Source organism: Arthrobacter sp. 35/47 (assembly GCF_000520475.1).
Classification (GTDB): domain Bacteria; phylum Actinomycetota; class Actinomycetes; order Actinomycetales; family Micrococcaceae; genus Arthrobacter_D; species Arthrobacter_D subterraneus.
The window spans coordinates 137435-150942 of sequence record NZ_KI914616.1 but is presented as its reverse complement, the minus strand read 5'-3'; the positions used below and the strand labels follow the sequence as shown (position 1 = coordinate 150942).

At 65.3% G+C, this 13508-nt stretch carries 12 protein-coding genes and 1 pseudogene; 5 read left to right on the top strand and 8 right to left on the bottom strand.

What is annotated here, in order from left to right; genetic code table 11:
- Positions 1-529 (top strand): annotated as a pseudogene (locus X803_RS22865) (hypothetical protein); the annotation flags it as partial.
- A gap of 77 nt (positions 530-606) precedes the next feature.
- On the opposite strand, the gene X803_RS0114045 reads toward X803_RS22865, so the two are convergent.
- Positions 607-1308, bottom strand: a complete 702-nt coding sequence (locus tag X803_RS0114045) for a PIG-L deacetylase family protein (RefSeq protein WP_253907480.1) — start codon at positions 1306-1308, stop codon at positions 607-609.
- Positions 1305-1835 (bottom strand): ferritin, encoded by a 531-nt coding sequence (locus tag X803_RS0114040; protein ID WP_026545613.1) that lies wholly within the window; start codon positions 1833-1835, stop codon positions 1305-1307. Before X803_RS0114040 ends, X803_RS0114045 begins: the two co-directional genes overlap by 4 nt.
- Before the next feature lie 179 nt (positions 1836-2014).
- On the opposite strand from X803_RS0114040, the gene X803_RS0114035 reads away from it, so the two are divergent.
- Entirely contained in the window at positions 2015-3583 is a 1569-nt protein-coding gene (locus X803_RS0114035) for a stealth conserved region 3 domain-containing protein (RefSeq protein WP_253907485.1), read from the top strand.
- A gap of 13 nt (positions 3584-3596) precedes the next feature.
- Here the strand turns inward: X803_RS0114035 and X803_RS0114030 are convergent, their stop codons facing one another.
- Positions 3597-4508 carry a phosphodiesterase gene (locus X803_RS0114030; protein ID WP_035779157.1) on the bottom strand — a complete coding sequence of 304 codons (912 nt, stop codon included), beginning with the start codon at positions 4506-4508 and terminating at the stop codon, positions 3597-3599.
- 181 nt (positions 4509-4689) lie between these two features.
- Here X803_RS0114030 and X803_RS0114025 point away from each other — a divergent pair, with 181 nt between their 5' ends.
- Positions 4690-5436 carry a M50 family metallopeptidase gene (locus tag X803_RS0114025; protein ID WP_026545610.1) on the top strand — a complete coding sequence of 249 codons (747 nt, stop codon included), beginning with the start codon at positions 4690-4692 and terminating at the stop codon, positions 5434-5436.
- On the opposite strand, the gene X803_RS0114020 is transcribed toward X803_RS0114025, so the two are convergent.
- The 4 genes from X803_RS0114020 to X803_RS0114005 all read right to left on the bottom strand — a co-directional run bounded on the left by X803_RS0114020 (position 5433) and on the right by X803_RS0114005 (position 9145).
- Complete coding sequence (locus X803_RS0114020) at positions 5433-6458, bottom strand: glycine betaine ABC transporter substrate-binding protein (RefSeq protein ID WP_035779155.1); 1026 nt, start codon at positions 6456-6458, stop codon at positions 5433-5435. The two genes, X803_RS0114025 and X803_RS0114020, sit on opposite strands and share 4 nt — an antisense overlap.
- Positions 6459-7160: an ABC transporter permease gene (locus X803_RS0114015; protein WP_051470773.1), complete on the bottom strand. Its 702-nt coding sequence runs from the start codon at positions 7158-7160 to the stop codon at positions 6459-6461.
- A 73-nt stretch (positions 7161-7233) separates the two neighbouring features.
- Positions 7234-8511, bottom strand: coding sequence for an ABC transporter ATP-binding protein (locus X803_RS20240; RefSeq protein ID WP_035779154.1), 1278 nt, complete (start codon positions 8509-8511; stop codon positions 7234-7236).
- Positions 8504-9145, bottom strand: a complete 642-nt coding sequence (locus X803_RS0114005) for an ABC transporter permease (RefSeq protein WP_026545607.1) — start codon at positions 9143-9145, stop codon at positions 8504-8506. The genes X803_RS20240 and X803_RS0114005 overlap by 8 nt, the downstream gene beginning before the upstream one ends.
- 227 nt (positions 9146-9372) lie before the next feature.
- Here X803_RS0114005 and X803_RS0114000 point away from each other — a divergent pair, with 227 nt between their 5' ends.
- Positions 9373-9780, top strand: coding sequence for a DoxX family membrane protein (locus X803_RS0114000; protein WP_026545606.1), 408 nt, complete (start codon positions 9373-9375; stop codon positions 9778-9780).
- A gap of 46 nt (positions 9781-9826) precedes the next feature.
- Positions 9827-11641 (top strand): glutaminase A, encoded by a 1815-nt coding sequence (gene glsA / locus X803_RS0113995; RefSeq protein WP_026545605.1) that lies wholly within the window; start codon positions 9827-9829, stop codon positions 11639-11641.
- Positions 11642-11729: 88 nt separating this feature from the next.
- Here glsA and X803_RS0113990 read toward each other — a convergent pair whose 3' ends face one another.
- On the bottom strand, positions 11730-13418 hold the full coding sequence (locus X803_RS0113990; RefSeq protein ID WP_026545604.1) for a DUF222 domain-containing protein: 1689 nt from the start codon (positions 13416-13418) through the stop codon (positions 11730-11732).
- Between the last annotated feature and the right edge of the window lie 90 nt (positions 13419-13508).

Here is a 13508-nt window from a genome sequence, read left to right as displayed (position 1 = left end):
CCCGCCGTGGCTCGGCAACCCGGACGTCCACCTCAGCCACCAGTCGAACCTCATCCAGAAGTCGCCCGGGTTCTACCGAGACCGGTTTCCCGGCATCCCTGCCGACCTGCCGTACTCCTGGCCGGAACCGGAGCTTGAGCTCATTCCCGTGGAGCCCGTCGGCGAGCGCCTCTGGGTATGGCACGGTCCGGTGGACACTGCCGACGGCGACGCCCTCGTCCTGCCCGGGCATCCGCCCGCCGGCCGGGCGGTCCCGAAGTGGTCCCGCCAGTACGCGGCCTTCACCGAACTGGCGCGCGACGGCGACGCTGCCGCCGTCGTTCTGGATGGTGGTGCCCGCCTCCGCCGTGGCACCCTCGGTCCGCTGACCAGTGAGAAGGACGACGACGGCGGGCCGGGCACCGCGCGCCGCCCCATTTCGCTGGCGGGCTGGCTGCGCCGCAGCGACTTCGAGTACCCGGCTCTGCTGCAGGATCCGCGGCGCTTCTATGCGGTGGAGGCGCCGGCCGTTTCGACCGGGCGGAAATAACCCGCGTTCCCGCCTGCACGCCGCTTTTTCCGCCCCACCCAGTACGGGCTGGGGCCCGGAGTCGGGGCCGGACGCGTTCAGAGCCCGTACAGCTCAAAGCTGACGGCGGGGCCGCCGACATCGCGGGCAGTGGCCTGGCGGACCTGCTCTGCGGCCTGCTCCTCAACCGGCCTGCTGTCCAGAGCCTGCAGGTACCGGGAATGCGCGGCGAGGGAAAGGATCGCCTTGTCGACGCTCTCCTCGCTGACCGGAAGGGCGTGGGTGGGGTTCATGCTGAGGACTGCCGTCCATTTCACCTGATGCCGCGGGCCCTCCAGGTCCGGGAAGATCCACTCGTTCGCGGCGTCGCCCACCGCGTTCAGGACCGACCGGCCCAGTGCACGGTGATCCTCCGAGTTCCATGTTCCGGGGCCCCAGGTGTCACCGTGATTCAGGGTGATGACGCCGTCCGGCCGGTGCCTCCGGATGGCTGCGGCCAGATCATGCCGAAGGTCGAGCGACTCCGTCAGGCGACCGTCCGGATAGCCCAGGAATTCCAGCACCTCCACGCCCACCCGGTCACAGGCGGCGCGCTGCTCAGCCTCACGCAGCGGACCGCTCTCCTCCGGCGGCAGCCCCTCGATGCCGGCCTCGCCACGCGTTGCGAGGACGTAGCGGACGTCCTTGCCCTGCGCTATCCATTCAGCGACGGCGGCGGACGTGCCGTACTCAGGGTCATCCGGGTGGGCCATGAGCACGAGCGCCCGCTGCCAGTCCGTGGGGAACTCCGCCAGCGTCACAGGGCGCCGCCGGCGGTGGGCGGCATATTCGGATCGCTGCCGGCGTCGCCCACGGTTTCGCGGGCAAGGAAATTCTCGACGTCGAACAGGTTGTCCGCCCGCTCCACAATGGTCAGGAGGGTGGACATGGACGCCACCTCCTCGACCTGTTCCTTGAGGAACCAGAGCATGAACTGCTCGCCGAGCGCGTCGTTCTGTTTTCTGGCCTGGGCGAACATCGCCTCGATATCCGCGGTGACCTGCTTCTCCTGCGACAGGGCCAGCGCGATCGGTTCAACAACCGAGGAGAAGTCATTGCGCACCGATTCGACGGCCGGAATCTGCACGTCCTGGCCCCGGTCCAGCATGTACTGGACCATCATCAGCGCATGGTTTCGTTCCTCAAGCGACTGCCGGTAGAAATGGGCCGCCAGACGCGGCAGATCCTGCCCGTCGAACCACACGGCGATGGCCAGATATTGCTGGGATGCCGCGAACTCGTTTCCAATCTGCCGGCTCAACAGTCCTGTGAAGCTTTTGTCCGCCATGACGTTCCTTCCGTTACAGCGCACCCCCGCGCGGAGCACGCCAAGTAGGCAGGGCTACCTGTAGGCAGGCTTATCATTGGAGCAGCACCCGTGCAAGCAATCTGCCTGCCGCACCGGCCTCACCCGCATTGTTGACACCGTTGGAGGATCCCATTACAGATACCGCCGCCCAGCATGATGTGTACTTCGGCGCGCCCGAAGTGGAGAACGACACCGAACTGCTCGAGTCGGCGTCCAGTGCCGCCGTTGCCCGGTTCAATGACCGCGATGACATCACCACGGTCAAGCGGCGCTTTGCGCTCATCAACACGGATACAACGCCGCACCAGGCCATGGTTGAAGACCTGTTGTTCATCCGTGAGGCGCTCGAGCGCGCCGGTCTCGAGTACCTGCTGGTCCGCGGTAATGATGAACGCCCCGTGGTCGCGGTGGACCTGAAGAACCGGGAGCGGTTGCGGGAGGCGCTCGTGGAAGCGTGCCGCAATGAGCCCTTCTACTCACGCACCGTGGACACCAAGCGGCGCACTACGCTGCTGGTGGCCGACGGCGCCCTCTCCCCCAGCGACAAGGCCCGGATCTTCCGGTTGTTCCGGCCCCGAATTGAACCGATCGGCGGCCTGACCTTCGGCCCCTCGGCCGGTGTACAGATTGAGCTGTGGTCCCTGGACGGCGACCGGATTGTCCTCCCCATGGAGAACTCCCTGACCCGGCGCACCCTGCCGTCAAACGAGGTTGTCCGCGGTTCCGTCACCCGCCACGGCCTGGTCTGGCCGACCATCGACAACATGTTCGCAGACCATGCCACGGACATCGACTTCGACATCGACCTGGTGTTCACCTGGGTGGACGGCAGCTCGCCCGAGTACCTGGCCGCCAGGGCCGCCCGCATGAAGAACGCCGTCGTGGGCGAGGGCGACGATCATGAGGCCCGGTACCGCCAGATCAACGAACTGAAGTACGCGCTGCGGTCCGTCTACATGTTCGCTCCGTGGGTCCGCCGCATCTTCATCGCTACGGATTCCGAGCGCCCCGACTGGCTGGCCGACCACCCCTCAGTGACACTGGTCCGCTCGGAGGAGCACTTCAAGGACCCGTCTGTGCTGCCGACGTACAACTCGCAGGCGGTCGAGTGCCAGCTGCACCATATTCCTGGGCTCTCCGAGTACTTCCTGTACTCCAATGACGACATGTTCTTCGGCCGCCCGGTGGGCCCGGATATGTTCTTCTCCCCCGGCGGGATCACCAAGTTCATCCAGGCGGACACCCGCATCGGGCTCGGCGAAAACGATGCGGAACGCAGCGGATTCGAAAACGCTGCCCGCGTGAACCGGCGCCTCCTGCACGAGCGCTTCGGCCGCATCACCACCCGCCACCTGGAACACACGGCCGCGCCTCTGCGCAAGAGCGTCATGGAGGAGATGGAGAACGAGTTCGCGGAGGAGTTTGCCGCCACGGCGGCGTCAAAGTTCCGCGCGAAGGACAACATCTCCGTCACCAACTCGCTGTACCACTACTACGCGCTGCTGACCGGCCGTGCAGTGACCCAGGAGTCCGCGAGGGTGAAGTACATCGACACCACCATGCGTTCCGGGCTGCGCAGGCTGCACAAGCTGCTGGACAAGCGCAACATGGACCTGTTCTGCCTCAATGACGGCAGCTTCCCGGAAATCCCGGCTGAAGAACGCGCGCGGGTAGTGACCGATTTCCTGGAGAAGTACTTCCCCGTGAAGGCTCCCTGGGAGAAATAGGCGAACCGGTTGGTCAGACGCCGGTGAGCGCCCTGGCGGGTGCCGCCGCAGCGATCTGCACGCCGGCCGCTTTCAGGCGCCTGCGTGTCTCCTCACGCGGGACGGTTTCGCCCACCGCGCGGTAGGTACCGATCGGCACCACGGAGTGCACCACCGTGTCGTCATACACGTGGACCAGGTTGTAAGCCTGCGCTCCGTCGCGGCCGCGGGTGCCGCCGTCGTCGTAGGTGAGGTCCTGGGTGTAGCAGGTGGCGGACGCCACCGACACGGGGATGCCCGCGAACAGCGCGCTGGTGGAGTAGTGCAGGTGCCCGGCGAGGATGGCGCGGACATCGGTACCGCGGAGAACGTCGGCGAGCCGGCTCTGGTCACGGAGTTCCACCAGGACGGCCAGGTCCTGGACACACGGGACCGGTGGATGGTGAAGGGCCAGGATGGTTCCATACGGCGCCGGGGTGAGCAGTTCGTTGGCCAGCCAGACGAGCTGCTCGTGGCTGATTTCGCCGTGGTGGTGGCCGGGCACCGTCGAGTCCAGCGTGATGATCCGCAGGCCGTTGACCATATAGCTGCGGTCGAGCGGGGCGGTGTCGGCGGGCTCGTTGAGCAGTTCTCTGCGGAGGGTGGCGCGGTCGTCGTGGTTGCCCATGGCCCAGATGACCTCCGCACCGAGTTTGTGCGCGGCGGGTTCCACGATATTGCGGAGCTTGGCGTAGGCCTTGGCTTCGCCTCTGTCCGCGAGGTCGCCGGTGAAGACAATTGCCTCCGGCCGGGATCCGGATGCCTCCAGGTCGGCGAAGATCTGGCGAAGCCGTGCCTCGCTGTCCACCGACCCGTAGAGGGGTTCCGGGCCACCCACCAGGTGGGTGTCGCTCATGTGCAGGATAAAATGTTGCGGCCGTGGGTGCTCGGCCGTCCGGAAGTTCATGATCGCCTTGTCGATAGCTCGAATAGCTTTCACTTCATTTAACCTTCATCAAAGCAGAGGCATTCCTGCCCCGGGATGAACATCACACGGCGAGTCCGTTAATACTTTCCGCACCGTGTTTGATCTCGTGAAAGCTATTCGGACCCGCGTTCGGCCGGGATTGCCCTGTAGCATCCCGAGGGTGGAATTCCTTGCGCAGTGGTGGGAGCGGATCGTCGCGGGGTTCAGCAGGAGCCAACCGCCGGAGCTGACGATGACCGAGGCGGCGCTGATCCTGCTCGCTGCCGCTGCACTCTCCATCCCCAACGCGACGTGGCGCTACTTCGGGCTCTTCAGCACCGTCGTCCATGAACTCGGACACGCGTTCGCCGCCCTGATGACGGGGCGGCGCGTCACGGGCATCCGGCTGAACTTCGACCATTCCGGGTTGACCACCTCCTTCGGCCGTCCCGGGTGGCGCACTGCCTGGGCAACCTTCTGGGGCTACCCGGTCCCCGCCGTCGTCGGAGCCGTACTGGTCTGGGCAGGCTTCCGGGGCTGGGCGCCTGCGGCCCTGTCGGTGGGTGCGCTGGTGCTGCTGCTCTCGCTGCTGTTCATCCGTAACGCCGGCGGCGTGCTCATCCTGCTGGGCGCGGTGGCCGTCTCCACTGCCCTGGTGGTGGCCGTGCCTGCCGAGCTGACCGGGCACGTAGTGGTTGCCCTGGGGGTAGCGCTGCTGGTGGGCTCCGTCCGTGATCTCGGCAAGGTGGTGTCTGTCCACGCACGACGACGGCGCGACCGCGGACAGTCCGACGCCCACCTCCTGTACCGCTCCACCGGTCTGCCGGCAGGGGTATGGCTGCTGCTGTTCGCCGCCGTGATCGCCGGCTCGTGGACGTGGGCCTGGACGGTCGCGAGCACGGCGCTGGGACTGCGCCTGCCTGTCTAGCTTTCCCCGAGAACGGTTTCCGCTTCGGTGATGAAGCCCTGCTCCACCATGAAGTCGAACGCTACGTCGGCCGGCTCCTCTCCTTCGACGTCAACGCGCAGGTTCATGGTCCGCAGCGCCTCGTCGGTGAGAGTGGGGGCGACCTGGGCGAAGACGTCCCGCAGTTCCGGGTGCTCCTCCAGCGTCTCGGTGTAGTAGACCGGCGCCGCGTTGTAGGCGGGGAAGAAGCCGCGGTCGTCCTCGAGGATGGTCAGGTCGAGGGCATCGATCCGGCCGTCGGTGGAGAACACTTCGCCGAAGTTGCACGCGCCTTCATCCGTCGCGGAATAGATGGCGCCGGTGTCATAGATGTCGATGTTGTCCTCCGGTACGCCGTCCGGAGTTCCCCGGGCCATCCCGTAGTGCGCCAGCATCGGCGTGAGCCCGTCGGGGCGCGAGTTGAACTCCGCTTCCACGCAGAAAGTGCGCTCTTCGACCGGGAGTTCGGCGATCTCCGAGACGGTGCTGATGCCGCCCAGCTCTTCCACCGCTTCGGAACGTATGGCCATGGCGTACGTGTTGTTCAGCGGTGCGGGTTCGCCCCAGGTGAGTCCGTTCTCCAGGTCGGCCTCATACACGGCCTGCCACTGCTCCTGCTGGTCCGGGATGCCCTCCGACTTCCCAAGGTACGTGAGCCAGGCTGTACCGGTGTACTCCCAGGTTACGTCGGCCTGCCCGGCCAGCATCAGCTCGCGCACCGGCTGACTGCCGGGAACATTGGTCAGGTCCGTAACCTCAAACCCGGCTGCCTGTGCTGCGAGCACGCCGATCTTTCCCAGAATGAGCTGTTCGGTGAAATTCTTCGACGTCACGGTCAGCGGTGCACCATCCACCACCGGGGTGATGCTGCCCGGTCCGGAGGCCGGAACATAGGAGGTGGCTGGCTGCAGACCGCACCCGGTTGCCAGCAGGCCGGCAGAGAGTACGACGGCGGTAGCGGCGCCCCTGCGCGCGGCAGAAGTGAGCGATGAGGATTTCAACATCTAGAGTCCCTTCGGACGGGCGACATGCTCCACAACGCGCCCGATCCAGTCGACAAGCAGTGCAAGCAGGGCCACCAGGATGGAGCCGGCAACCAGCACGTTCACCAGGTTCAGGTTCACTCCGGTGGTGATCAGGATTCCCAGGCCCCCGCCGTTGATGAACGTAGCCAGCGCGGCGGTACCGACCAGCAGTACCAGTGCCGTCCGGATACCGGCGAGCATCACGGGAACGGCCAGCGGAAGCTCCACTTTGAACAGCACCGCCACCGCACTCATGCCCATGCCGCGCCCTGCTTCAACCAGGCGGCCATCGACCTGCGAAATGCCGACCATGGTGTTGCGCAGAACCGGCAGGATCGCATAGAGCACCAGAGCAATCACGGCCGCGGAAAACCCGAATCCCACCGCGAAGGCCAGCAGCACGACCAGCCCGATCGCCGGAGCGGCCTGGCCGATGTTCGCCACGGCCAGGACCGGCCCGGTAAACCGGCGGAGCGGTGCGCGGGTCAGCAGGATGCCGAGCGGAATGGCGATCGCCAGCACAATCAGGGCGGAGACGGCGGTCAGCACCAGATGGTCGATCGTGTATCCGATGAGGGCTGCGGGCGCCAGGGTGATCAGCTCCGTCTCGGAGAGGTCAGCCGTCAGCAGCCACGCCACCAGCGCTCCGAAGACAACAGCGATCCCAAGCAACTGGTACATCAGCGGCCGCCAGGACGGGCGCTTTACCTCGGAATGGACCTTGGCACCCTCGGCGGGTGCTTCCGTTGTTGTGCTACTCACCCGGGCGCTCCCCCACAGTTGCTGCGCCCGACGTGTCCACAGTGTCCAGCGTGCCGGTGTTGATTCCCACCGGCCTGCCGTCGGAGTGTGCGGTCATGGCGTGCTTGTGCGCCCGGGTGATGGCATCCATGACGGTCTCAACGTCGATGACGCCGAGGAACGTGTCCCGCCGGCCGGTCACGAGCGCCGCACCGGCGCTCGAGACAAGCATCGTGTCCAGCGCGTCATTCAGCGTGGCGCGGTCACCGACCACCGGCAACTTCGCGTCGACGTCGTCGCTCACCCGGTCCAGGCGTGTGAGCTGGCGGCGCGTGAGCCACTGGATGGGCCGTCGTCGTTCATCAACAACGACGGCATGATTGTGGCCGGCTTCGTCAAGCCGCGACAGCACGTCGCTGCCGAGATCACCGACGCTGGCGACGATGGCGTCGGCCAGGTTGACCTCGTTGACCCGGGTGAGCGTGAGCTGCTTTAGGCCGGCACCCGAGCCGATGAAGTTCTCGACGAACTCGTTGGCCGGGTCGGCGAGGATGCGTTCGGGAGTGTCGTACTGGACGAGTTGGGCGCCCTCGGTGAAGATGGCGATCCAGTCGCCGAGCTTCACCGCTTCATCGAAGTCGTGGGTGACGCAGACAATGGTCTTCTGCAGTTCCTCCTGGATGTTCAGGAGTTCGTCCTGGAGCCGCTGCCGGGTGATCGGGTCAACCGCGCCGAAGGGCTCGTCCATGAGAAGGACGGGCGGATCGGCGGCGAGCGCGCGGGCCACACCGATGCGCTGCTGCTGCCCGCCGGAAAGTTCCTTCGGGAACCTGTGGCGGTACACGGCCGGGTCCAGCGACACCAGCTCGAGCAGCTCATCGACGCGGGCTGCGATTTTTTCCTTGCTCCACCCGAGCATTTTCGGAACAATTCCGATGTTCGTTGCCACGGTCATGTGCGGGAACAGGCCACCGGCCTGGATGACGTAACCGATCCGCCGGCGCAGGGCATCACCGTCGATGTCCGTGACGTCGTCCTCATCGAGGACAATGCGTCCCTCCGTGGGCTCAATGAGCCGGTTGATCATCTTGAGGGTGGTGGTCTTGCCGCAGCCGGACGGGCCGACCAGCATGACGATCTTGCCGGCCGGGATTTCCATGGTCAGTCCGTCGACAGCGGCCTTCTCCTGTCCCGGATAGCGTTTGGTGACCTTGTCCAGCAGGATGCTCGCGCCGGTGATGGTGCTGTGCGGTTTGGTCTGGTTGTCGGCGTTGTGGATGGTCTCAGACACGGATACCTCGCGGGGTTGTGATGCGGCCGAGGCCGACAAGGAGCAGGTCAAGGATGAGGGCCAGGATGATGACGGCCACGACGCCGGTGATGACGGACTCGAGCGAATTGGCGCCGCCCAGGCGGGACAGTCCCGAGAAGATGAATCCGCCGAGTCCCGGGCCGAGGGCGTAGGCAGTGATGGCCGCAATGCCCATCACCATCTGGGCGGAGACTCGGATTCCGGCGAGGATGACCGGCCAAGCCATGGGAAGCTCCACCCACACCAGGGTGCGGAACCGGCTCATGCCGATTCCGCGTGCGGATTCGATGACGGCCCTGTCGATCCCCGTCAGGCCGACCACGGCATTACGCAGGATGGGCAGCGCGGCGAAGAACGTGACGACGACGACGGCGGGAGTCACACCGAAACCGAACGGCGCAATGAGCAGTCCGATCAGCGCGAATGACGGGATGGTCAGGCCGACGGCGGAGACGCTGTTCGCAACAGAGGTCAGCGCACTGCTGCGGTACACCAAGGCGGCGACGACGACGGAAAGGACGGTTGCCAGGATGAGACATTGCACCACCAGGCTCAGGTGTTGCCAGCTTGAGAACAGGATCTGACTAGATCTGTCTCCTAGAAACTCCAACACATCAAGACCTTCTTCACCGTGGTTACGTATCACTCATCCGTTGGCTAATCCAGGTGTTTCTCGCACATTCCCGCCTCAGCCGTCGTCCACCATAAGCAGACCAAGGTCGCGATAAAGTCACGCCTGGGTCACAAGGGCATCACTATTGAATTTGAAATTACTGGCGGCGGACGTGGGCACGGACGTAGGCTCGATGCAGTCCATGAAGCCCTTCCAAAGGAGTTCCGATGAAACTCAGCCACCTTCCCCTTCGTGCCAGCACGGGAGCGTTCATCCTCAATTCGGGCCTGACCAAGCGGGAAATCGACCGGGACACTGCAGCCTATCTGCAGGGCATGGCGGCCAACGCTTTTCCGCAGGTGAAGCAGCTTGATCCCGAGAAATTCGGCAAGGTTCTCGCCGCCGTCGAGACCGGGCTCGGGGCCGCGCTGCTGGTGCCGTTCATCCCGAGCCGCCTTGTTGGGCTCGGGCTCGCCGCCTTCTCCGGCGGACTGCTCGCCATGTACTTCCGTACGCCCGGCATGACCCAGGACGACGCCGTTCGCCCCACCCAGGAGGGCACGCCGGTGGCGAAGGACGTGTGGATGTTCGGTATTGCCCTCTCACTCATCATCGACGGCGGACGGAAGCGCTGATTCCTGCGGATTAAGCAACGCTGGGATCTCCCCATAGTCTTGGCCCATGGAATCACCGATTGAAGGCTACCTCGCGCGGATTCACCGGGAGATTTCAGAGCTGAAGGACGGCAAGCCGTACAGCACCATTCCGGCGATGGCCAACGTCAATCCGGACAACTTCGGGATCTGCCTCACCACGGTGGACGGTTATATCTACGAGGTGGGTGACACGCGGGAAGAGTTCAGCATCCAGTCCATCTCCAAGCCCTTCACCTATGGGCTGGCTCTTGAGGATCTGGGACTGGAGAAGGTGGACGAGAAGGTCGATGTTGAGCCCTCAGGGGATTCGTTCAACGAGATTTCACTCGCTGCCGGGACCGGACGCCCTTCCAACGCCATGATCAACGCCGGAGCGCTGACGGCGACTTCGCTGATCAAAGGCTCCGGCGGCAACACCCGGATCAAGCGCATCCTCAATACGTATTCGGCGTTTGCCGGCCGGCAGCTGTCGATTGACGAGGAGATTTTCACCTCCGAGCTTGAGCATGGTCACCGGAACCGTGCGTTGGCGTACCTGTTGAGGTCCTTCAATATCATCGAGGATGATCCGACGCCGGTGATCGAGGACTATTTCCGCCAGTGTTCCGTCCTGGTGAACTGCCTGGACCTCTCACTCATGGCGGCTACCCTGGCCAACAGCGGCCGGAACCCGATGACCGGGAAGCAGGTGATGGACATCGTTCCGGTGGAACGGGTTCTCTCCGTCATGACCACCTGCGGAATGTATGACGACGCCGGTTCCTGGATCAGCACGGTCGGGATGCCCGGGAAGAGCGGCGTTGCCGGCGGGACCATCTCTGTCCTTCCCGGACAGGTTGGGCTGGCGGTGTACTCGCCTCCGCTGGATGAGCACGGCAGCAGCGTCCGCGGCATGGCGGCAAGTCAGCGGCTGTCGCAGGACATGGAACTGCATTTTGTCCGAGCGGCGCGGGTGGGCAAGTCGGCCATCCGTTCGACCTATGACATCACAGCGGCGCCCTCCGGTATCCGCCGTGATGACGAGGCGATGGACATCCTTCGCGATCATGGTCACCGTGCCCGTGTGGTCGAGTTGAACGGCGATCTCCTTTTCGCCGGCACGGAATCGATGGTCCGCGAACTCAGTACCCTGGACGATGACGTGGAGCTCGTCATTCTCGACCTGCGCCGGGTGGATGAGGTTGCGGATGTGTCACTGCGTCTTCTGGCCGAGGTGCGTGAAAACCTCCTCGCTGAGGACCGGGAACTGGTGCTCATCGATGCGGAGGGCACGCTGGCCGAGGCGTTCCGCGACGTCGACCGCGCTGTGCCGACTTTCGACACCCGGACCGCCGCGGTGGAGTGGTGTGAGAACCGCCTGATCCAGACCTATGGCAGCGAACTGAACCTGCCAAGCAGGGTGGACATTACCCAGTGCCCCGCGCTCAGCCCCCTCAGCGATGAGGACATCAAGAAGCTTGCTGACCGGATGGAAGACAGAAGCTACGACGACGGCGATGTGATCCGCCGCATCGGCCAGTCCTTTGGGGGCGTGTTCTTTATTCTCTCCGGTGGGGTGACCACCTCGGTAGTCGGTCCTACTGGCGACCGGGTGAAACTGACGACATTGAGTGCCGGAATGACCTTCGGTGAACTGGCGCTCGGCAGTGATGACCGCCAGGAAACCACGGTGAAGGCTTCCGGAAAAGTGTCCGTCAAGGTCCTCACCGCTCAGGCCATAGCGAAACTGGAGTCGGAAGACGTCCGGCTGGCGCTTGAACTATGGAAGGCGCTGACCCGGGACGCCTATACGAGGGTTGACCTGTATCTGCGGGAAACCGCTGTCAGAATCCGGGACTGACTGCGCCGCAGGCCGGAGTGCATGCAGGAAGCCGGCTGCCATTCCACCGGTGATACCCCGCCGCCTCTGTAGTGATCCAACCCGCCGGTTAGAAGGGCGGTGGTGGTTCGGGGAGGGTGGTGTACGTTTTCCCGCCCAATGACGTGACGTACGGGTCACCGCGCTCATCTATACCGGCGGGCCAGATGCCTTCGGTTTTCATCATGTGGTGGAGTTGGCATTTAGGTCCGAGGTTCTCCAGCGCGGTATGTCCGCCGTGGGCCCAGGGGGTGAGGTGGTCGATCTCGCAGGTCCAGGACGACCGGTTACACCCCGGATGCATACACGTTGGGTGGGTGATCCTCACCCAGTCCTGGAGGTGTTTGGGCGGCCGGTACCGGTCCCTGCCGACACTGAGGATCGCCCCCGTTTCCGGGTGGACCAGGATCCGGGTGAAACTCGGCGCATGCGCGGAAAGGCTCCGCGCGGTCTCCGGGTCAATCGGACCGTACCCGTCCAGCAACCCGTTCTCACACCCGGTTAGGTCCGGGACAACTGCGCCGGCGACGCCAGCGGCAGCACCAACATTCACGTCGGCGGGGACGCCAGCCCCGGGGTCAAGGCCAGTGCCGCCGCTACGTTCCGCGCTGTTTCCGCCGAAGCCCTTGATGCCCCCGACTCCCGCGCCGGTGCCGTCGTCCTTCGCGTCCGTGGGGTGGTTCTGCCAGTCGCTTCGCCGGTGTCCCAGGAGCGTCATGACGGGGACGGTGACGAACACGCTCGCCCCGATGCCGCGGAACCCGGTGCCTTTCTTCACGTCCCCGGCACAGGTGTGGGTCAGGACATCAGCGAACACATCCGCCCGTAACTGGGACAGGGTCCGGGCCTCAGTGGGGCCTTGGAGGGAGCGGGCGGCGGCATCGACCCGGTTGAAAATCCCGTGCGCCTGCTCCGCGGGCAGGTACGCGCCCAGCCACGCCATCCCGTCCTGCTCCGGCTGAACACTCACGCAACGCTCCTGCACCGCCCGTGCCTTCCGGGCGGTGATCGTCTCGGGGTGGAGTTCCTCGCGGACCCGGCGGCACCGGCGTGCCAGTTTCGGGCGGGTCAACGCACCAGCGCTGTCCAGGACCGCCTCCTCAAACCCGGGCAGGACCTGCACCGGGAGGGACCCGGATTCCTCCACCAGGACCTGCGCCTGCACCGGACTGACCCGGCCCTCCTCCAACGCCGCCCACGTCCCCGGCAACTCCCGCGTCAGGCGCACCGCGTCGCCGAGCATCCGCTGGGCCGTCCGCCCCGGAACCCGCAACAACGGAGCGATCTCCTGCACCGCCAACGTAAACCCCAACCCCGAACCCGCGCCCCGGCCCGCGCCTGGGTCTGCTCTCCCGGTCAGTAGGACATGTTCCTGGTCCTGGACCCGGTCCAGGACCTGCGCCAGCAACACCGCCTGCCGGGCAGCGACCCACGACGCCAACCGGTCCGCGGCCCGCAACAAATCCAGGGTGTCACCCAACGTCTGGCACCTCCGCGCCCGGATCGGGGATCCTTCCTCCAACCGGTAAACCAGCGTCGACGGGACCGCCTCCTCCACCCGCGCCCGGGCATGCTCATCAATCCCGTACTCGTTGAGCCCCTCCTCCGCCCAATCCAGGGCAAGCTCACCCTCCGGCCACTCCCCGGACGCCTCGGCATACGCCTGCTCAAGCTCCGCCGCATAGGCGCCCCCGCCATACCCCCGGCCACGCGCTGGCTCATGGGCACTCCCAACCCTCTCCGCCGTCCCCTTCTCCATACAAACCACTCAACCACCCGCCACTGACATTTTCGGATCCGACTAAAGGGATCCTCGAGTGCCGACGCCCGAGTCTCCGCCAGCGCTCAG

Excerpts from the sequence above, each read along its gene's own strand:
- X803_RS0114015 (WP_051470773.1), bottom strand. The coding sequence starts at position 7,160 with ATGTACCAGTTGCTTGGGATCGCTGTTGTCTTCGGAGCGCTGGTGGCG.
- X803_RS0114040 (WP_026545613.1), bottom strand. The coding sequence starts at position 1,835 with ATGGCGGACAAAAGCTTCACAGGACTGTTGAGCCGGCAGATTGGAAAC.
- X803_RS0114020 (WP_035779155.1), bottom strand. The coding sequence starts at position 6,458 with ATGTTGAAATCCTCATCGCTCACTTCTGCCGCGCGCAGGGGCGCCGCT.
- X803_RS0113990 (WP_026545604.1), bottom strand. The coding sequence starts at position 13,418 with ATGGAGAAGGGGACGGCGGAGAGGGTTGGGAGTGCCCATGAGCCAGCG.
- X803_RS0114030 (WP_035779157.1), bottom strand. The coding sequence starts at position 4,508 with ATGAACTTCCGGACGGCCGAGCACCCACGGCCGCAACATTTTATCCTG.
- glsA (WP_026545605.1), top strand. The coding sequence starts at position 9,827 with ATGGAATCACCGATTGAAGGCTACCTCGCGCGGATTCACCGGGAGATT.
- X803_RS0114000 (WP_026545606.1), top strand. The coding sequence starts at position 9,373 with ATGAAACTCAGCCACCTTCCCCTTCGTGCCAGCACGGGAGCGTTCATC.